Source organism: Xanthomonas hortorum (assembly GCF_040279205.1).
Taxonomy (GTDB): domain Bacteria; phylum Pseudomonadota; class Gammaproteobacteria; order Xanthomonadales; family Xanthomonadaceae; genus Xanthomonas; species Xanthomonas hortorum_F.
Window position 1 is genome coordinate 52,164 of the sequence record NZ_JBEOLS010000001.1, and the last position, 19,043, is coordinate 71,206.

The 19,043-nt window shown below is 63.8% G+C and carries 16 protein-coding genes; 14 read left to right on the forward strand and 2 right to left on the reverse strand.

Annotation, left to right across the window (positions count from 1 at the left end):
• The first annotated feature begins 135 nt into the window (after positions 1-135).
• The 3 genes from ABS769_RS00245 (at position 136) to ABS769_RS00255 (ending at position 2,909) form a co-directional block, all read left to right on the forward strand.
• A complete protein-coding gene (locus tag ABS769_RS00245; protein ID WP_317059775.1) occupies positions 136-1,074 on the forward strand; it encodes a nucleoside hydrolase in 939 nt (312 codons plus the stop codon).
• A gap of 72 nt (positions 1,075-1,146) precedes the next feature.
• Positions 1,147-1,389, forward strand: coding sequence for a type B 50S ribosomal protein L31 (locus tag ABS769_RS00250; protein ID WP_317059776.1), 243 nt, complete (start codon positions 1,147-1,149; stop codon positions 1,387-1,389).
• Positions 1,390-1,619: 230 nt separating this feature from the next.
• Positions 1,620-2,909, forward strand: a complete 1,290-nt coding sequence (locus tag ABS769_RS00255) for a citrate synthase (protein WP_168958753.1) — start codon at positions 1,620-1,622, stop codon at positions 2,907-2,909.
• 103 nt (positions 2,910-3,012) lie between these two features.
• Here the strand turns inward: ABS769_RS00255 and ABS769_RS00260 are convergent, their stop codons facing one another.
• A complete protein-coding gene (locus tag ABS769_RS00260) occupies positions 3,013-3,663 on the reverse strand; it encodes a hypothetical protein (protein ID WP_268214283.1) in 651 nt (216 codons plus the stop codon).
• 215 nt (positions 3,664-3,878) lie between these two features.
• Positions 3,879-6,305, reverse strand: coding sequence for a penicillin-binding protein 1A (locus tag ABS769_RS00265; RefSeq protein WP_317059777.1), 2,427 nt, complete (start codon positions 6,303-6,305; stop codon positions 3,879-3,881).
• A 215-nt stretch (positions 6,306-6,520) separates the two neighbouring features.
• Here ABS769_RS00265 and ABS769_RS00270 point away from each other — a divergent pair, with 215 nt between their 5' ends.
• From ABS769_RS00270 to ABS769_RS00320, 11 genes are all read left to right on the forward strand, one after another.
• Positions 6,521-7,579: a pilus assembly protein PilM gene (locus ABS769_RS00270; protein ID WP_043888921.1), complete on the forward strand. Its 1,059-nt coding sequence runs from the start codon at positions 6,521-6,523 to the stop codon at positions 7,577-7,579.
• Positions 7,579-8,346, forward strand: coding sequence for a PilN domain-containing protein (locus tag ABS769_RS00275; protein ID WP_317059778.1), 768 nt, complete (start codon positions 7,579-7,581; stop codon positions 8,344-8,346). The genes ABS769_RS00270 and ABS769_RS00275 overlap by 1 nt, the downstream gene beginning before the upstream one ends.
• Entirely contained in the window at positions 8,343-9,008 is a 666-nt protein-coding gene (locus ABS769_RS00280) for a type 4a pilus biogenesis protein PilO (protein ID WP_317059779.1), read from the forward strand. Before ABS769_RS00275 ends, ABS769_RS00280 begins: the two co-directional genes overlap by 4 nt.
• On the forward strand, positions 9,005-9,538 hold the full coding sequence (locus tag ABS769_RS00285; protein ID WP_023902582.1) for a pilus assembly protein PilP: 534 nt from the start codon (positions 9,005-9,007) through the stop codon (positions 9,536-9,538). The genes ABS769_RS00280 and ABS769_RS00285 overlap by 4 nt, the downstream gene beginning before the upstream one ends.
• A gap of 19 nt (positions 9,539-9,557) precedes the next feature.
• Positions 9,558-11,435 (forward strand): type IV pilus secretin PilQ, encoded by a 1,878-nt coding sequence (locus ABS769_RS00290; RefSeq protein ID WP_317059780.1) that lies wholly within the window; start codon positions 9,558-9,560, stop codon positions 11,433-11,435.
• 161 nt (positions 11,436-11,596) lie between these two features.
• Positions 11,597-12,616, forward strand: a complete 1,020-nt coding sequence (locus ABS769_RS00295; protein ID WP_023902584.1) for an AAA family ATPase — start codon at positions 11,597-11,599, stop codon at positions 12,614-12,616.
• 22 nt (positions 12,617-12,638) lie between these two features.
• Complete coding sequence (locus ABS769_RS00300; protein ID WP_317059781.1) at positions 12,639-13,601, forward strand: DUF58 domain-containing protein; 963 nt, start codon at positions 12,639-12,641, stop codon at positions 13,599-13,601.
• A gap of 2 nt (positions 13,602-13,603) precedes the next feature.
• On the forward strand, positions 13,604-14,065 hold the full coding sequence (locus ABS769_RS00305) for a DUF4381 domain-containing protein (RefSeq protein WP_317059932.1): 462 nt from the start codon (positions 13,604-13,606) through the stop codon (positions 14,063-14,065).
• Positions 14,062-15,069: a vWA domain-containing protein gene (locus ABS769_RS00310; protein ID WP_317059783.1), complete on the forward strand. Its 1,008-nt coding sequence runs from the start codon at positions 14,062-14,064 to the stop codon at positions 15,067-15,069. Before ABS769_RS00305 ends, ABS769_RS00310 begins: the two co-directional genes overlap by 4 nt.
• The gene (locus ABS769_RS00315) at positions 15,066-16,904 is read left to right on the forward strand and encodes a tetratricopeptide repeat protein (protein ID WP_317059785.1); all 1,839 of its coding nucleotides are present in this window, start codon (positions 15,066-15,068) and stop codon (positions 16,902-16,904) included. The genes ABS769_RS00310 and ABS769_RS00315 overlap by 4 nt, the downstream gene beginning before the upstream one ends.
• On the forward strand, positions 16,901-18,658 hold the full coding sequence (locus ABS769_RS00320; RefSeq protein ID WP_317059786.1) for a BatD family protein: 1,758 nt from the start codon (positions 16,901-16,903) through the stop codon (positions 18,656-18,658). The genes ABS769_RS00315 and ABS769_RS00320 overlap by 4 nt, the downstream gene beginning before the upstream one ends.
• Positions 18,659-19,043: the final 385 nt, after the last annotated feature.

The following is a 19,043-nucleotide window of genomic DNA, read 5'->3' on the forward strand; positions in this document are numbered from 1 at the left end:
GCGGGGATTGGTAATTAGAGATTGGAGATTCGTAAAAGCCGGGTCGCTGCGATCTGGGTGTGTAACGGATTCGCGTGCCCGGCCGATCCTTGCGAAGATGCGGTAACGAATCCCGAATGACCAATCCCGAATCCCATGACAAAAAAGATACCGCTGCTGATCGACACCGACCCGGGTGTGGACGACGCGCTGGCGCTGCTGATGGCGTTCAACGACACCCGTCATGAGGTGGTCGGCTTGACCATCGCCGCCGGCAACGTGGGCCTGGAGCACACCGTGCGCAACGCCTTGAAGGTCTGCGAGGTGGCGGGTCGTGACGATGTGCCGGTCTACGCGGGCTGCCCGCAGCCGCTGCTGCATCCGTCGGTGGATGCGGCGCATGTGCATGGCATCGATGGCTTTGGCGATGTCGGCCTGGCGCCGGCCAGGCGCACCGCCGAGGCCGAGCACGCTGCGCTGGCCATCCTGCGCCTGTCGCACGAACACGCCGGCAAGCTGTTGCTGGTCGCGCTCGGTCCGCTGACCAATCTTGCCCTGGCACTTACCCTGGATCCGACCCTGCCGCAGCGCGTGGCGCGGCTGGTGGTAATGGGCGGGGCGCTGACCGGGCACGGCAATATCACCGTGGCGGCCGAATTCAATATCGGCTTCGACCCGGAGGCGGCGCATATCGTGTTCCGCGGTTTTCCACAGTTCGATGTCGCCGACTGGGAGGCCACCATCGCGCACGGCCTGCTGCATCGCGATGTCGAGCAATGGCTAGCGACGGACTCTGCACGCGCGACGTTCTACGAGGAAATCTCGCGCAAGACCCGGCTGTGGTCCGAAGACAGCCGTGGCGAGCACTGGTACGCCGCCGATGCGCTGGCGATGGCCTTCGCGCTGCATCCGGAGGGCGCGCAGCGGCTGGAGCGGCGGCCGGTCCACATCGAGCTGGCCGGCACCCACACCCGCGGCATGACCGTGGTGGACTGGAATCGCCGAGATGGCGCGCCCGACAACGCCAACCTGCTGCTGGACTACGACCGCCAGCGGTTCCATGGTCTGGTCGAGGCGGCGTTGGCAGCGGGTTAGGACGCAGCTTGCGCCGGGCAAAGGTAGGCCGCTATAATGACCGGCTTATCCAGGCAGCCCGGCGCCAAGTCCATGAAAGATAACGTTCATCCCAGCTACAACGACGTCGTCTTCCACGACGTGACGTCCGATTTCAAGATTCTGACCCGTTCCACCATGAGCTCGAAAGAGACCGTGAAGTGGGAAGACGGCCAGGACTATCCGCTGATCAAGGTGGATATCTCCTCGACATCGCACCCGTTCTATACCGGCAAGCACAAGGTGATCGACACCGGCGGCCGTATCGACAAGTTCCAGAAGCGCTACGCGCGCTGAACTTGCAGGACGGGCTGTACCGGCAACGGCCGCGCATTGCGCGGCCGTTGTTTTTTTGCGCGGTGACAACTTCGTTTTTACGCCCCGGACGGGTGCGTCTACGACTTCTGTCCAAGCGACGGCCAAAATGTTGCTGTGCGATAATGACGTGATCCGGGGCGATGCCCTGGACTTCCATCACGTGCCTGCCCATTTGGTGACAGGCGCCTTCCACTGAAGGAGCGTACACAGTGTCCGATCTTGATCAGGTCACGCTCAACGCCGGCGACAAGTCGGTTGTTCTGCCGGTACTCAAGCCCACGCTTGGCAATGATTGCGTCGATATTTCAAAGCTGACCAAAGAAACCGGTCTGTTCACTTACGACTCGGGCTTCACCGCCACCGCCAGTTGCAAGTCGGCCATCACCTACATCGATGGCGACAACGGCGTGTTGTTGTATCGCGGCTACCCGATCGAACAGTTGGCCGAGAAGTCCAGCTTCCTGGAAGTCTCGTATCTGCTGATGAACGGCGAACTGCCGACGGCGGATGAGTTCCAGAAGTTCGACCACGAAGTCACGCATCACACGATGATGCATGAGTCGCTGAAGAACTTCCTCGGTGGTTTCCGCCACGACGCGCACCCGATGGCCATGCTGGCCGGTTCGGTCGCCTCGCTGTCGGCGTTCTATCACGACACCCTGGACCTCAACGATCCGGAGCAGCGCCGTCAGGCTGCCATCCGTCTGATCGCCAAGGTGCCGACGTTGGCTGCTGCTGCGTATCGCTATTCGATCGGCTGGCCGATCCGCTACCCGCGCAACAACCTCAACTACGTCGACCGCTTCCTGCACATGATGTTCGAAGTGCCGAGCGAGCCGCTGGAGATCAATCCGGTGGTCGCCAAGGCGCTGGATCTGTTGTTCATCCTGCATGCCGATCACGAGCAGAACGCCTCGACCTCGACCGTGCGTCTGGTCGGTTCGACCGGTGCCAATCCGTATGCCTCGGTCGCTGCCGGTATCACCGCGCTGTGGGGCCCGGCACATGGTGGCGCCAACGAAGCCGTGCTGAAGATGCTGGAAGAGATCGGCACCGCCGACAACGTCGAGTCCGCCGTGGCCAAGGCCAAGGACAAGAACTCCTCGTTCCGTCTGATGGGCTTCGGTCACCGCGTCTACAAGAACTTCGACCCGCGCGCCAAGATCATCCGCGAGATGACCCACAAGGTGCTGGGCGAGCTGGGCGTCAACGACCCGCTGCTGGAAGTGGCGCTGAAGCTGGAAGAAGCCGCGTTGAAGGACGACTACTTCGTGCAGCGCAAGCTCTACCCGAACGTCGACTTCTACTCGGGCCTGATCTACAAGGCGCTGAATATCCCGGTGGAAATGTTCACCGTGATGTTCGCCATCGCACGCACCGCCGGCTGGGTGTCGCATTGGCTGGAACAGCAGGTCGACCCGGAAATGAAGATCGGCCGTCCGCGCCAGATCTACACCGGCTACGACCAGCGCGACTATAAGGACGCCGGCCAGCGCTAAGCGCTTGCGGTTGTCTGCTTGAACCAGCGCCCCGCATTGCGGGGCGTTTGCTTTGATGGGTGGGGCGTTGCGGTCGGTCGCCGATCGTTACGGCGAGCTGCGGTCAGCGCAGCTGTTGCAGAGAGTTGCGGCCGTCCTCGTCGGCCAGCAGCTGACGTACTTGCGCGGCCGATGCGCGCGGCATCGGTTTTTCGTCCAGCTGCGATAGCGGTGCCTGGCGCAGCGCGTCGTAGGGCAGCACGGTCAGGTCGAAGGTCAGATCCTCTGCACTGAACAGCCACACCGGGAACTCGCCATTGCGTTCGCGATCCAGGCGCAGCCGGCGCGTGCGTAATTCGGCCGGAATGCGGTGTTCTTCGAGAAACCGCTGCACTGCGTCTGCATCGTCGCTATGCAGCTGCAATTGCACCGGCGCGTTGGCGTCGGCGGTGCCATCGAGCACCGGGCCGGTCAGTCGCGGCTGGAACGGGCCGAGAAACTCCAGTGCACGCAATGCGGCCTCGCGTCGCTGGCGTAGTCGCACGCCATGCGCGGGGCCGGCAAACAGACGTTGATATTCGCGCAATGCGTCTTCGATCTCGCGGTTGCGTGGCAGCGATGCATCGTCATGGATGCCCAATCGGCTGGCCGCCTTGAGCTTGGCTTGATGAAAATCGCGGATGCCGCCTTCGGCCATCAGCCGGGCGGCTTCGTGCGCCAATCGGTGGCGACGCTCTCGGGTTCGCGTATCGGCGTGCTCGCGCGCGTGGTGCATGACCGGGCTCCCCTAATGAACCTGGTTCGACTCTACAACAGCCGCATGACGGCGTGGCGAATGCGGCCTGTTTTCCCTTGAAGGGCAATCACGCAAAGGTGATTGCCCAGTACCCTCTACTGCGACTGGAGACAGTCGATGCCGCTAAGCCGATCGGGGAACCGAACTGGCGATGCCGCCGCGATTCCCCAATCCCGAATCCCCAATCCCGGCTCTTAAAAAATATCGAATGCCTTCTCGTCCTGCTGTTCCTGCAGGCCGTAGTCGTAATCCTGCAGACGATCGAGATCTTCGTTCTTCACCCATTCCACCGCGCCGTTGATGGTGGCCTGGGTCATGCCGTCGGGCGGGTCGTTGGCGGCGATCGGCTTGTCCTTCAGCGCCACGCGCATGTAGTCGATCCAGATCGGCAGTGCGGCCTTGCCGCCGTACTCGCGATAGCCGAGCGAGCGGAAATCGTCGCGACCCACCCACACCGTAGTGGCGTAAGGGCCGCCGAAACCGGAGAACCAGGCGTCGCGGTGATCGTTGGTCGAGCCGGTCTTGCCGCCCACGTCCTCACGCCCCAGCACCTTGGCCGCGGTGCCGGTGCCGCGCTGGACCACGTCGCGCATCATCGACACCAACTGATACGCAGTGCGCTCGTCGATGGCGCGCGGCGCGATCTTGGTTTCGGCAACGGCTGCCGGGGTGGTCTCCGCTGGTGTGGCCGGCGCTGCGGTCGCTGGTTCGATCGACTTGGGCAACGCAGGCGCGCCGAAGTTGAAGCCGTCCACCACCTGGCTCACCGGTGCGGCGGTGCCGCCCTGCGTCGCGCAGGTGCGGCAGGCCACGGCCGGAACTTCCTTGAAGATGACGTTGCCGTCGCGGTCCTTGACCTCGTCCACGATCCAGGTCTCCACCCGTGAGCCGCCGTTGGCGAACACCGCATAGCCACGCGCGACCGACAATGGCGTCAGCGATGCGGTGCCCAGCGACATCGACAGGTTGGGCGGCAGCTCCGCTTCCTGGAAGCCGAACTGGCTGATGTATTTGCGTGCGAAATCGACGCTGATTGCATCCAGCAGCCGCACCGAGACCAAATTGCGCGATTGCACCAATGCCTCGCGCAGGCGCATCGGGCCGCGGAAACCGCCGCCGTCGTTCTGCGGCGACCAGGTCTTGCCGCGGCGGTCGCGGAACACCACCGGCGCATCGAGCACGATCGAGGCCGGATTGAAGCCCTTCTCGAACGCGGCCGCATACACGAACGGCTTGAAGCTCGAGCCCGGCTGGCGACGCGCCTGGGTGGCGCGATTGAACTTGTTGCCGGCAAAGCTGAAACCGCCGACCAGCGCGCGCAGGGCGCCGCTGTTGGCGTCCAGCGACACCAGCGCCGCCTGGCCGCGCGGCAACTGGTCGATGATCCACTCGCCGTCTTTTTCGCCGGCGCGGATGCGGGTCAGGTCACCGCGCGTCAGCAGCTTGGCCGGCGTCTTGTTGGTCCAGCGGCTGGCGCTGGCCGGTAGGGTCAACTCGGTCTTGTCGCTCTGCACCACGGTCACGCCGCCATCGGCATTGGTGCGCGCCACGATCACCGCGCGCAGGCCGCCCTGGGTGAACACGCCCGACAGATGCTTGGCCAGTGCCGGCGCATCGGCATCGGCGGCCACATCGAAATGCTGCTCCACGCCGTGCCAGCCATGCCGGTGGTCGTACAGGCGCAGGCCTTCTGCGATCGCCGCATCGGCGCCGGTCTGCAGCGTCGCGTCGATGGTGGTGGTGACGTGGTAACCCTTGTTGAGCACATCGCCGCCGTACTTGGCGATCATTTCCTGGCGCACCAGTTCTGCCACATAAGGGGCATAGACCTCGACCGGCGGCTCGTGCGGCTTGGCGTGCATCCGTACCGCCTTGGCGGCGTCGGCTTCGGCCTGAGTGACAAAGCCCAGCTCGGCCATGCGTTGCAGCACGTAGTAATCGCGCCGTTCCTGCGCACGCTCCGGGTTGCTGATCGGGTTGCCGCTGGACGGGAACTTGGGGATACCGGCCAGCGAAGCCATCTCATCCAGGCTCAACTCGCTCATCTTCTTGCCGTAGTAGTACTCGGCGGCGGCACCCACGCCGTAGGCGCGGTTACCGAAGAAGCTCTTGTTGAGATACAGCTCGAAGATTTCGTCCTTGCTCAGTTCACTCTCGATCTTGCGCGCCAACAGAATCTCGGCGAGCTTGCGGGTGTAGCTGTACTCGGAACTGAGGAAGAACTGGCGCGCCACCTGCTGGGTGATGGTCGACCCACCCGGCACGCGCTTGGCGTCGGTGGTGGCCAGCAGCCAGACCGCACGGCCAATGCCTTTGTAGTCCACACCTCCGTGCTGGTAGAAGCGCGCATCCTCGGTCGCCAAAAAGGCCTGCTTGAGGCGCAGCGGCACGTCCTTCATCTGGATCGGGTAGCGCCGGGTCTCGCCATACACGGCCATCAGGCGGCCATCGCTGGCATAGACGTACATCGGCTCCTGCAGCTCGACCTGCTTGAGCGACTGCACGTCCGGCAACTTCGAGGAAATGGCGTAATACAGGCCGCCGGCAGCAATAGCGCCAAGCAGTGCGAGCACGACGAGCGTGGCCAGGATCCAGCCCAACCAACGGCGAATACGGGGCATGTAAGAGAGATTCCGATTGCAGATTTCTTGGTCACAGAGTATAGATGACGCCGGGTTTGGCTGGGGCCGAACTCTGGGGATCGCAGAAGATAGCGCTGGGGATCACGTCGCGGGGCCATTGCTTTGCGCGTGAAGGGCTTGTCAACTGTTAAAATTTGATTATTAATACGAGGGCGCAGACATGCGTCCAAGTGCCCGTCGGCAGGGGAGTTTCCGTGGGGCTTCTACCCAAGAGTCAATCGCCACTGATTGGTGTCGATATCAGTTCCACTGCGGTCAAGCTCTTGCAGCTGTCACGTAGCGGGAATCGTTTTCGCGTGGATCATTACGCGGTGGAACCGTTGCCGCCGAACGCGGTCGTGGAAAAGAACATCGTCGAAGTGGAGGCGGTGGGCGAAGCCATTCGCCGCGCCATCAATCGTTCCGGCAGTAAGGCCAGGAACGCGGCTGCGGCCGTGGCCGGGTCGGCGGTGATCACCAAGTTGATCCCGATGCCGGCCGATCTGGACGACAGCGATATGGAAGCCCAGGTCGAACTCGAGGCGACCAATTACATTCCGTACCCGATCGAGGAAGTGAATCTCGATTTCGAAGTGCTCGGCCCGATGCCCAACAGCCCGGACATGGTCCAGGTGCTGCTGGCTGCCTCACGTTCGGAGAATGTGGAACTGCGCCAGTCTGCGCTGGAACTCGGTGGCCTGGTTGCCAAGGTGATGGACGTGGAGGCCTTCGCGGTCGAGAACGCCTTTGCCCTGGTCGCCAGCGAGTTGCCGGTGGCCGCCGATGCAGTGGTTGCGCTGGTGGACATCGGCGCGACCATGACCACGCTGAGCGTGCTGCGCTCCGGTCGCAGCCTGTATAGCCGCGAGCAGGTCTTCGGCGGCAAGCAGCTCACCGACGAGGTGATGCGCCGTTACGGGTTGACCTACGAGGAGGCCGGCCTGGCCAAGCGTCAGGGCGGCTTGCCGGAGAGCTACGAGGTCGAAGTGCTGGAGCCGTTCAAGGAAGCGACGGTGCAGCAGATCAGCCGCTTGCTGCAGTTCTTCTACGCGGGCAGCGAATTCAATCGCGTCGACTGCATCGTGCTGGCCGGCGGCTGCGCTGCGCTGTCGCGCCTGCCGGAGATGGTGGAAGAGCAGCTCGGCGTGACCACCGTGGTCGCCAACCCGCTTGCACAGATGACGCTCGGCCCGAAGGTTCAGGCCCATGCGCTGGCGCTGGATGCGCCTGCATTGATGATTGCCACCGGCCTGGCCCTGAGGAGCTTTGACTGATGGCAAGAATCAATCTATTGCCCTGGCGCGCCGAGCGCCGGAAGGCGCGTGAGCGTGAGTTCTATTCGATGCTCGGCTTTGCAGCGCTTGCTGGCGTGCTGCTGTCCGGACTGATCTGGTTCTATTACGACGCGCAGATCAGTGGCCAGACCGAACGCAATGCGTTCCTGACCACCGAGATCGACAAGGTCAAGGCGCAGAACGAAGAGATCAAGGAGCTCGACAAGAAGAAGGACCGCCTGCTTGCGCGCAAGAAGGTCATCGAGGAACTGCAGGCCAATCGCTCGCAGATGGTGCATCTGTTCGATTCGCTGGTGCGCACCATTCCCGATGGCGTGGCGCTGACCAACATCAAGCAGGACGGCGACATCCTGACCCTGGAAGGCCGCTCGCAATCCAATGCGCGCGTCAGTGCCTACATGCGCAACCTGGAAGGCTCGGGCTGGATGACCAATCCTGATCTGTCGATCATCGAGGCCAAGAGCCAGGACAAGGCCGGGCAACCTGCGGGATCGTCGATGGAAACCAAGGCGCTGCCGTACGTGTTCACGCTCAAGGTCAAGTTGGCCAATCCGAACGAGGCCGACAAGAACGGAACCGCGCCCGCGGTGGTGGATCCGGCTGCGCCGGGTGCAACGCCGGCTGGTACCACGCCTGCTGCTCCTGCAGCGGCGCCTGCGCCTGCAACGCCGCCGAGCGCACCTGCGGCAGCACCGCAGGCAGCGCCGGCGCCCGCCAATCGGGCGCAGCAGGGGGCAGCGTCATGAGCAAGAAATCCTTCAAGCTCAGCGATCTGGACTTCAACAACATCGGCGGTTGGCCGCAGCAGGCACGCATCGTGTTCTGCGTGGTGGTCGGCCTGTTCATCATGGTGCTGGCCTGGTTCCTGTTGATCAGCGGCAAGCGCGATGAACTCGAAGGCCTGGAAGGCACTGAAACGCAGCTGCGCACCGAATTCGAGACCCAGCAGGGCCGCGCGGTGAATCTGGAGCCGCTCAAGCAGCAGCTCGCGCAGATGGAACAGGTGCTGCAGCAGATGCTGCGGCAGCTGCCCAGCAAGACCGAAATGCCGGATCTGATCATCGACATCTCGCAGACCGCGCTGTCCAGCGGCCTGTCCAACGAGTTGTTCCAGCCGGGTCCGGAATCGCCGAAGGAGTTCTACGCCGAGAAGCCGATCGCGCTGCGCATGGTGGGCAGTTACCACCAGTTCGGTGCCTTCGTCAGCGGTGTCGCCTCGCTGCCGCGCGTGGTGATCCTGACCATGCACGACATCAACCTCAAGCCGAAGGACCCAAAGGCCGGTATCACCCCGCGCGGGGCTCTGGAACTTTCCGGCACGGTCAAGACCTATCGTTATCTGGACGATGAGGAAATGGCCGAGCAGGAGAAGGCTGCGGCCGACGCTGCGAAGAAGGGCGGCCAATGACCATGAAACTGCTCAAGATCCTGTCCTGCGTGGCGTTAACTGCTGTATTGCCGGCGTGCACGCGCGGTGTGACCAGCACACCGGGCGATGCGCCGAATCTGGAAGCCTGGGTTGCCGAGGTGCGCGCACGTCCGGCGCCGCCGTTGGAGCCATTGCCGGTGATGCAGCAGTTCGAGACATTCGAATACGCCGCGCAGGTGATGCGCGACCCGTTCAGCGATGCCTGGGTCACTGCGGAAGGCAGCAACGGTACGCGTCCGGATCCGAACCGGCGCAAGGAACCGTTGGAAGCCTATCCGCTCGACGCCCTCGACATGGTGGGGACCATTGGCGGTGGGTCGGGCTTGATCGCGCTGGTGATGGCGCCTGACAAGGTGACTTACCGGGTGCGGCCGGGTGTGTATCTGGGACAGAGCGATGGCCGGGTGACCGGGGTCTACGAAGACCGCATCGAGCTGATTGAACTTGTGCCGGACGGTGCGGGTGGATGGCTTGAACGGCCGGCCGCACTCGCATTGGATGATCAATAAAGTGATAGGGGATAGCACGATGATGTTTTCCAATGCCCGGCGGCTGCGTCCGGTTCGACGCCACGCGATGTTCCAGGCCTGCGCGTTGGGGTTCGCGCTGGCAGTGGCGAGCGGCAGCGCGTTCGCAGCGGCGGCGCTGAAGCAGCCTGCGCAGGATCCGGCCAAGGTCGCTCCGGCGAGTCTGGCGGTGTCCAAGATCGATTTCAAACGTGGCGAGGATGGTTCAGGCCGTCTGATCCTGCAGTTCGACGGCCAGGGCGCCAGCCCGGATCTGCGCACGCAGGGTGACAGCGTGCTGGTCGACATCAGCAACGCCCGGTTGCCTGCCGAACTGCAGCGCCCGCTCAACGTCACCGACTTCGCAACGCCAGTGCAGCGCGTTGAAGTGAAGCCGTCCGGTTCCGGTTCGCAGCTGGTGCTGTCGACCAAGGGCGCGTTCGATTCGCTGGCCTATCAGACCGGCAACGAGTACGTGGTCGAGATAACCCCGCGCAAAGGCCAGCCGGCGGTTGGTGGCGTGAGCCCCGCAGCGGTCACCCAGGCAGCAGCGCAGATCGCTGCGCGCGGCTACAGCGGCCGCCCGGTGACGTTCAACTTTCAGGACGTGCCGGTGCGCACCGTGCTGCAGCTGATCGCCGAGGAGTCCAACCTCAATATCGTTGCCTCGGACACGGTGCAGGGCAATGTCACGCTGCGCCTGATGAACGTGCCGTGGGACCAGGCGCTGGATATCGTGCTGCGCGCCAAGGGCCTGGACAAGCGCCGCGACGGCGGCGTGGTGTGGGTCGCCCCGCAGCCGGAGCTGGCCAAGTTTGAGCAGGATAAAGAAGACGCCCGCATTGCGATCGAGAATCGCGAAGAACTAATCACCGATTATGTGCAGATCAATTACCACAATGCGTCGTTGATCTTTAAGGCGCTGACGGAGGCCAAGGGGATTGGTGGCGGTAGTGGTGGGCAGGGTGGTGGTGGACAAGGCCAGCAGGACAACGGCTTCCTGTCGCCGCGCGGTCGTCTGGTTGCCGACGAACGTACCAACACCTTGATGATCAGCGATGTACCGAAGAAGGTCGCGCAGATGCGCGAGCTGATTTCGCACATTGATCGCCCGGTGGATCAGGTGCTGATCGAGGGCCGTATTGTCATCGCAACAGACTCGTTTGCGCGGGACCTGGGTGCCAAGTTCGGGCTGGGTGGCACTCATACCTACGGTGACAACGTTGCGACAATCGGTAGTGGCGCAACAGGTGGTGGTGTTGCTGCTGGAAGAGGGCTCAACGTGAACCTGCCAACTGGCGCTTTCACAAGTGGAGCAACCGCCCCGAGTCTTGCCTACACGCTCCTGGGTTCGAACTTCAACCTGGATCTTGAATTGTCTGCTCTGCAGCAGGAAGGACGCGGCGAAGTAATTTCCAATCCCCGAATCGTTACTTCCAACCAGCGCGAAGGTGTCATCAAGCAGGGACGCGAAATTGGCTATGTCACAATTACCGGTGGCACCGCAGGGCAGGCAGCAACGCCTAACGTCCAGTTTAAGGAAGTGCTCCTGGAACTGAAGGTAACGCCTACAATCACCAACGACAATCGCGTTTTTCTTAACATGAATGTCAAGAAGGACGAGGTTGACCAGTTAATTGAACTTCCAAATTACGGTACGGTTCCGTCGATCAATCGTCGCGAAATCAACACCGCCGTACTGGTGGATGATGGTCAAACTGTTGTCATCGGTGGCGTCTACGAGTTCACTGACCGTTCCAGCGTCAACAAGGTTCCGTTCCTGGGGGACGTACCGTTTCTTGGCAACCTCTTCAAGAGCCGGGGCCGTAACAAGAGCAAGGCAGAACTGTTGATTTTTATTACACCGAAGGTGCTACGTGTGGCATCAGCGGTGCGCTGATACAGCGCGTTGACAATGCCACGCACACAAAAAGCCAGGCATGTCATGTGCCTGGCTTTTTCTTTGCCTCCCTGTGCAGACTGGTATGAACTCGGTCACTCACTGAACATCTTCCTGTTCTTCAGTGAACCAATCGCGCTCGAATCGGTCACACTGAGCCTATGAACGCACCGCCGCTGCTACCCCCAGAAGCCGCCGCCGCGCCCACCGAGGACCGGCTGCATCGTCAATTCACCTTGCTGCGCGAGTCGCTGACCCAGCGCATCGTGGGCCAGTCTGCGCTGGTCGAACGGCTGCTGATCGCCTTGCTGGCCGATGGTCATTTGCTGGTCGAAGGCGCGCCCGGGTTGGCCAAGACCACTGCAATCCGGGCGCTGGCCTCGCGGCTGGAAGCGGATTTTGCGCGGGTGCAGTTCACCCCGGATCTGCTGCCTTCCGATCTGACCGGTACCGAGATCTGGCGGCCGCAGGACAGCCGTTTCGAATTCATGCCGGGGCCGATCTTCCATCCGATTTTGCTGGCCGACGAGATCAACCGCGCGCCGGCCAAGGTGCAGTCGGCGCTGCTGGAAGCGATGGGCGAGCGCCAGGTCACCGTCGGGCGGCACACCTATGCGCTGCCGCAGCTGTTTCTGGTGATGGCGACGCAGAACCCGATCGAGCAGGAGGGCACGTTCCCGTTGCCCGAGGCGCAGCTGGATCGCTTCCTGATGCATGTGCGTATTGGCTATCCGCAGGCGGATGCCGAGGCGGAGATTCTGCGCCTGGCGCGCGAAGCCGCACGCGATACGCTGGAAAAGCACGAGACGGTGCCCGACAAGATTCCACTGGAAGACGTCTTCGCTGCGCGACGTGTGGTGCTGGATGTGCATCTGGCGCCGCAGCTTGAGCGCTATCTGATCGAGATCGTGCTCGCGTCGCGCGATGCGCAGCGCTACGACCCGGCATTGGCGCGGCGGATTGCCTGGGGCGCCAGCCCACGCGGTTCGATTGCGCTGGAGCGCTGCGCACGTGCGCGTGCATGGCTGGCGGGGCGCGACTACGTGACGCCGGACGATATCCGCGCGATTGCGCCGGACGTGCTGCGTCATCGCGTGCTGCCCAGCTACGAGGCCACCGCCGAAGGCTGGGATGGCGAACGCCTGGTCGCCGCTTTGCTGGAAAAGATTCCGCTGCCCTGATCGGGTAGCGTGTCGCTGAGGTATGCCGCCCTCTCGCCAGAATCCGATGTCTTCGATGCCGTCCTCGCCCCCTGCAATTGTTCCGCCGTCCGTCTCCGGCGATGGTCTGCGCCCAACGCTTGCCGAGTTGATCGCGCTGCGCGGCACCGTGACCCATCGCGGTCAGCCAGGCCGTGGCCGGCATGGCTTGGTGGGGCCGGTGCCGGCGGCAACGCGCGGGCGTGGAATGGAATACGCCGAATCGCGCGAGTACGTGGCCGGCGACGATGCGCGGCATATCGATTGGCGCGTCACCGCACGCACCGGGCGAGCGCACACCAAACTCTTCCAGGCCGAGCGCGAACGCTTGAGTCTGATCGTGGCCGACACTGCACCATCGATCTTCTTCGGCACGCGGGTGCGCTACAAATCGGTGCAGGCGGCGCGTGCGGGGGGCGTTGCGGCGTGGTTGGCGCAGCGGCAGGGCGACCGCATTGCCGCACTGCGTGGCACCGCCAGTGAAGCACCGATCGCGCCGCGTTCCGGCCAGCGCGGTGTGTTGCCGGTGCTGGACGCATTGGCGCGCTGGTATGCGCAGCCGCCATCGGGAGATGCCGGGCTGGATGTCGCATTGGAGCATGCTGCACGCTTGCTGCGCCCCGGTGCGCGGCTGACCGTGTTGGCCGATGCACGTAGCGCCAGCAAGATCTCCGAGGCGCGCTGGTCGGGCTTGGCATTGCATCACGAAGTCGTGGTGATCGTGCTGGTCGACCCGTTGGAATTGGCACCACCTGCACGTGCACTCACCTTCGATGTGCGTGGCGAGCGCATTGCGATCGATCTCTCCACGCAGGCCGGACGTGCGCGCTGGCAGGCCGAATTCGTCGCGCCGCTGGAGCAACTGACGTCGGTATTGCAGGCACGCGGTGTGCGCTTGCATCGCCTGTCCACCGACGATGCCAGCGATGCCTGGTTGGGCGGCAGTAACGCGGTGCGGGGCCGATGACGATGGCGCCGCAATCGCTCCCGTTGCGCGATGTCCATCTGCCGCCGTCGCCGTCGTGGTGGCCGTTGGCGATGGGGTGGTGGTTGGTGATCGCCGCAGTGGTGCTTGTGTTCGGTGCCGCATGGTTCTGGTGGTGGCGTCGTCGCCGGCAGCAGCACCGTTGGTTGGCGGCATTCGATGCCGAACTGCAGAACACGACAACTCCCGCGCAGCGCTTGGCGACGCTGTCGGTGTTGTTGCGGCGTGCGGCGCGCAGCGTCGATGCGCAGGCCGATCGGTTGCAGGGCGAGGCGTGGCTGCAGTTTCTGGATGGCCGCAAAAGCAAGACCCATGCGTTTTCGCAAGGGCCGGGCCGCGCCGTGCTGGATGGCGGATTTCAACGCGCGCCGGCGGTTGCAGATCTGGATGCCGTGCAGGCACTGGCGCGACAGCGTTTTCTGAGTCTGATGCGGGGCCAGCGATGAACTGGCTGCAGTGGTCGCAATGGCAGGACGCGCTTGCGCACTGTGCGTGGCCGTGGGCATGGTGGTTGATGCCGCTGCCGTTACTGATGTGGTTCTGGCCGCAACAGCGTGCCGATGCGGCTGCGCTGCGCGTGCCCTACGCCGACCAATTGCAGGCAGTTGCACAAGCGCAACGTGTGCCGGCATTGCGGATGCCGCGCTGGTTGGCATGGTTGGGCTGGTTCTTGTTGTGTGCGGCGCTTGCGCGTCCGCAACAACTGGGCGAGGTGATCCAGCCGCCGCGCGAGGCGCGACAGATGATGCTGGCGGTGGATCTGTCCGGCAGCATGAGCGAGCCGGATATGGTGCTCGGCGGCAGCGTGGTCGATCGCCTGACAGCGGCCAAGGCGGTGTTGTCGGACTTTCTGGATCGCCGCGAAGGCGATCGTGTCGGCTTGTTGGTGTTCGGCCAACGCGCCTATGCGCTGACGCCGTTGACCGCGGATCTGACCTCCGTGCGCGACCAGCTGGCCGACAGTGTGGTGGGCTTGGCCGGGCGTGAAACCGCGATTGGCGATGCGATTGCACTGTCGGTCAAGCGGCTACGCGAGCAGAAGCAGGGGCAACGCGTGGTGGTGCTGCTCACCGATGGCGTCAACACCGCTGGCGTGCTCAATCCACTGAAAGCCGCCGAACTCGCCAAGACCGAAGGCGTACGCGTGCACACCATCGCCTTCGGCGGCAGCGGTGGGTATTCCTTGTTCGGCGTGCCGATTCCGGCCGGTGGCAATGACGATATCGATGAAGCCGGGTTGCGCAAGATCGCCGAACAGACCGGCGGGCGCTTCTTCCGCGCACGCGACACCGAGGAACTGGCTGGCATTTATGCCGAACTGGATCGGTTGGAACCGGTAAAGGCAATGGGGCCATCGGTGCAGCCACGCGTGGAGCGCTATTATTGGCCGTTGGGCGCTGCCATCTTGATTGCGCTGCTGGCCTACGTGCTGCCGCGGAGATGGCGATGAACGCGCTGGCCGAGTTGACAGCGGCATTGCAGTCGTTGCATCTGCTGCGACCGACCTTGCTATGGGCGCTGCTGGCCATCGTGCCGGCAGCGCTGCTCTGGCACCTGCGCCGACGCGATGCGGAGGTATGGCGGCACAGTGTGGATGCGCATCTGTTGCCCAAGTTACTGGTCTCCGGTGGTCAGCGCGGATGGCTCGGCTTCGTACTGGCTGCGTTGACGTATGCGCTTGCGGTGGTGGCAATGACCGGGCCGAGTTGGCGGCAGGTCGAGCGGCCGGTGTATCACTCCAGCATGCCGCTGGTGGTGGCGCTGGATCTGTCCTCCAGCATCAATGCCAACGATTTGCCGCCATCGCGCTTGCTGCAGGCGCGCGCGAAACTGGCCACGCTGTTACGCAAGCGCGCCGGTGGCGAAGTCGCGCTGCTGGTCTATGCAGGCGAAACCTTCACCGTTGCACCGCTCACTGAAGACACGGCCAATGTGGCGTTGTTTCTGGACGCGTTGTCGCCATCGGTGATGCCGGTGGATGGCAAGCGCGCCGATGCGGCGATCGATGCGGCCACGCAGTTGCTGGTGCAGGCGGGCTTCAAACAAGGCGACATTCTGTTGGTCAGCGATAGTGCGGATCGTGTGGCTGGCAGTTCTGCACGGCTGGCGCATTCGCGTGGATTCAGCGTGTCTGCGCTCGGTGTGGGTAGCGAGCGCGGCGCTGCCTATCGCACAAGTACCGGCGAAATCGCACAGGCGAAGCTGGACGAAGCCAGCCTGCGCGATCTGGCCGGGCAGGGCGGTGGGCGTTATGCGCGCATTGCAGCGGATGATTCGGATTTGCGTGCGCTGGGGGTGCTCGATCCTACGCAGCAGCCCTTGGCCGATGAAGCGGCCGAGTCCAATGGCGGCAAGACCTGGCTGGACGAAGGCTACTGGCTGCTGCTGCCGGTGATGCTGTTGGCGCTGCTGGCGTTCCGCCGTCGTGCGGTTGTGGCGGTACTCGCATTGGTGTGTGTATTGCCGTTGGCCCAGCCCGCGCACGCAGCAGAGAGTACGTTGTGGCAACGCGCCGATCAGGTGCAACAACAACGTCTGGATGCAGGCGTGCAGGCGTATCGCAAAGGCGATTTCGCTGCGGCACAGAAAGCGTTTGAAGGTGTGCCCACTGATGAGGGCCTGTACAACCTTGGCAACGCGCTGGCCCGGCAGGGGCAGTACGACGAAGCGATTGCGGCGTACGACCGTGCGCTGAAGCAACACCCCGACCAGCAGGACGCCATCGCCAATCGTGCGGCGGTGGATGCGGCGCGCAAGCGTCAACAGCAGAACAACAAGGACGGCAAGGGCCAGTCCAAAGAGCAGAAGCAATCCGGTCAGAACAAGCCCGGCCAAAATCAGTCCGGGCAGAACAGACAAGACAACCAAAACGCTGGCCAAGACGGGCAGGATAAGCAGGGCACCCAAGGCAAACAGGACAGCAAGGATCAGCCCTCTCCGGCGCAGACGCCGCAGGATGGAAAGTCGCAAGACCAGCAATCCAAGAGCAGGCAAGGCGAGCAGAGCAAGCAGGACGCGCCGCCGCAGTCGGCCGATGCGCAGGCGCAGCAGCAGGCCGATGCCGCGCAGCGGCAAAAGATGCAGCAGGCGATGGCGCAGGCCGGCGACAAGAGCGCCGATGCAAATGGCAAGCAGGAAGCCGCAGCCGTCAGCGAGACGCCGGAACAGCGCGAGCAACGGCAGGCGGTGGATGCCTGGTTGCGGCGCGTTCCGGACGATCCGGGCAGCTTGCTGCGCACCAAATTCAGGCTGGAACACGAACGCAGGCAACGGGACGGACGATGATCGGCACACACCACTTACGCCGCGCGGCGATCGCGATGCTGGCCAGCATGGTGATGCTCGCTTCCGCACCCGTCGGTGCGGTAACGCGCGCCTGGCTGGACCGCGACAGCGCCAATGTCGGCGATGTGGTGATGTTGAACATCGAAACCGATCAACGCGGTGTCGATCCGGATTACACGCCGTTGCGCAACGACTTCGCACTGGGTGCCAAGAGCGCCAATCAACAGATGCAGGTGACCAACGGCTCGGTGACGGTGCGTGCGTTGTTCGGCGTGGTGTTGACGCCGCGCAAGAGCGGCGAGCTGATCGTGCCGGCGATACGCGTCGGTAACGAGCGCACCGAGCCGCTGCGGTTGCAGGTGGTTGGGGCGGCAAACAATGCGGGCACCGGCAGCACCGGCAGCGCTGGTGGCAGCGCGCCAGGCGGGCCGAGTGCGGCGCAGGGCAATGAAGACGCCTTCGTCGAAACGCAGGTGGACGACCCGCAGCCCTACGTGCAGCAAAGTGTGGGCGTGGTGGTGCGTTTGTACTTCGCTACGCAGCTGGCCTCCGGCGAGCTGGATCTGGAAGCGCCCGATGGCGCATCGCTGCAGCGCATTGGCGATGACGTCAGTTCGGTCAAGCTGGTCAACAATCGTCAATACAACGTGGTGGAGCGGCGCTATTTGCTGGTGCCCGAGCGCAGTGGGCGCTTACTGTTGCCGTCGGCGCGTTTCAATGGGCGTTCGGTCGGTGGTTTTTTCCATGATTACTTCGGTCGCGGTAATGGCGAGCTGACCGCGCGCAGCGCCAGCATTCCGCTGCAGGTGCGTGCGCAGCCGGCCAACGCGCCGCAGCCGTGGTTGCCGCTGCGCAGTCTGCAACTGCGTTACACCACCACGCCGCAACGTGCGACTGCTGGTGAAGCGGCGCAAATCGTGGTGGAAGCCAGCGCACGCGGCGCCACCCAGGCGCAGTTTCCTGAACTGCCTACTCCTAGCGTGCCCGACGCGCAGGTGTTCGCCGAGCCGGCGCAGTACGAAGAACGCTTCGTGGACGGTTCGCCGCAGCTGCGGCTGACCCGGCGCTATTCGATCGTGCCCAACCGCGCCGGCCCGTTGGTGGTGCCGGGTTTGCAGGTGGCGTGGTGGGATGTGGGTGCAGCGGCGGCCAAGACTGCGTCGCTGCCGGATCTCACATTGGATGTGGCTGCGGGTAGCGGTGCGTTTGCGGCGCCCGCGCCTGCGCCAGCAGCAAATCCGTTGCCGGATAACGTTGCTCCAGCTCCTGCGGCTAGCACGCTGAGCCTGCAGCAACCCGCCGCTGCGCAACGGCCGTGGGGCTGGATCGGTGCGGCGATCGGTTTCGCGTTGTTGTGGTTCGCCACGCTTGCGTGGGCGTTGTTGCTGCGTCGCGGCGGTTCGCGCGGTGCGCCGGTGACCAATGGCAGCGATGCACCCGCCTCCGGTCGGCGTGCCACCCATGGTGTGGCCGAATTGCGGCGCGCGCTCGATACCGGCGGGATGGACGATGTGGCGGCGGTACTCTGCGGCATGGCCGGTGTTGCTGACATCGACAGTGTGCTGGCCGCGTTGAGCGACCCGGCCCAGCGCGCAGCAGTGGCGCAGATGCAGCGCGCGCGCTGGGGCGGTGATGGTGATGTGGCCGCTGCGCGTACAGCGTTGCGCGAGGCGTTTTCCAAAGGCCCGCGTTGGCGCCATGCAACGGCTGCGGAACCGGAGGTATTGGCGCCGCTGTATCCGCCGGCGCGTTGATCTGCTGCGCTGCAGCGACAGTTGCTAATGGGGCCTGGATGGTCGCCAGGCCGTGTAGTGCTGCGACTCGTCGATTCCGGTTGTGCGTGGCTTGCTAACTGTGTTGCTGAAAACAGAGCGTTGGGGCTGCGGTTTGGCTGCAGGGCCCTTGCCCGCCCACCATCGCGGGACACGCCGCAAGTACGTCCATGTAGGCTCTTACGCGGCATCCATGCCGCGTAAGGTCCCGCGACGGTAGGCAGGCAAGGACCAGTCGAGATGGTCGGTGTGCACGGTTACAAGCGGGGCAAGACGTGCGTTGGTTCAATAACGGCTTGTCCGATCAGCTTTTCAACGCAAGGCAAACGAAAGGCAGGCTTTCAACGAAGCAACCTGCAGACTCTCT

Excerpts from the sequence above, each read along its gene's own strand:
- ABS769_RS00245 (WP_317059775.1), top strand. The coding sequence starts at position 136 with ATGACAAAAAAGATACCGCTGCTGATCGACACCGACCCGGGTGTGGAC.
- ABS769_RS00310 (WP_317059783.1), top strand. The coding sequence starts at position 14,062 with ATGAACTGGCTGCAGTGGTCGCAATGGCAGGACGCGCTTGCGCACTGT.
- ABS769_RS00320 (WP_317059786.1), top strand. The coding sequence starts at position 16,901 with ATGATCGGCACACACCACTTACGCCGCGCGGCGATCGCGATGCTGGCC.
- ABS769_RS00305 (WP_317059932.1), top strand. The coding sequence starts at position 13,604 with ATGGCGCCGCAATCGCTCCCGTTGCGCGATGTCCATCTGCCGCCGTCG.
- ABS769_RS00295 (WP_023902584.1), top strand. The coding sequence starts at position 11,597 with ATGAACGCACCGCCGCTGCTACCCCCAGAAGCCGCCGCCGCGCCCACC.
- ABS769_RS00285 (WP_023902582.1), top strand. The coding sequence starts at position 9,005 with ATGACCATGAAACTGCTCAAGATCCTGTCCTGCGTGGCGTTAACTGCT.
- ABS769_RS00260 (WP_268214283.1), bottom strand. The coding sequence starts at position 3,663 with ATGCACCACGCGCGCGAGCACGCCGATACGCGAACCCGAGAGCGTCGC.
- ABS769_RS00265 (WP_317059777.1), bottom strand. The coding sequence starts at position 6,305 with ATGCCCCGTATTCGCCGTTGGTTGGGCTGGATCCTGGCCACGCTCGTC.
- ABS769_RS00315 (WP_317059785.1), top strand. The coding sequence starts at position 15,066 with ATGAACGCGCTGGCCGAGTTGACAGCGGCATTGCAGTCGTTGCATCTG.
- ABS769_RS00275 (WP_317059778.1), top strand. The coding sequence starts at position 7,579 with ATGGCAAGAATCAATCTATTGCCCTGGCGCGCCGAGCGCCGGAAGGCG.
- ABS769_RS00280 (WP_317059779.1), top strand. The coding sequence starts at position 8,343 with ATGAGCAAGAAATCCTTCAAGCTCAGCGATCTGGACTTCAACAACATC.
- ABS769_RS00300 (WP_317059781.1), top strand. The coding sequence starts at position 12,639 with ATGCCGCCCTCTCGCCAGAATCCGATGTCTTCGATGCCGTCCTCGCCC.
- ABS769_RS00250 (WP_317059776.1), top strand. The coding sequence starts at position 1,147 with ATGAAAGATAACGTTCATCCCAGCTACAACGACGTCGTCTTCCACGAC.
- ABS769_RS00290 (WP_317059780.1), top strand. The coding sequence starts at position 9,558 with ATGATGTTTTCCAATGCCCGGCGGCTGCGTCCGGTTCGACGCCACGCG.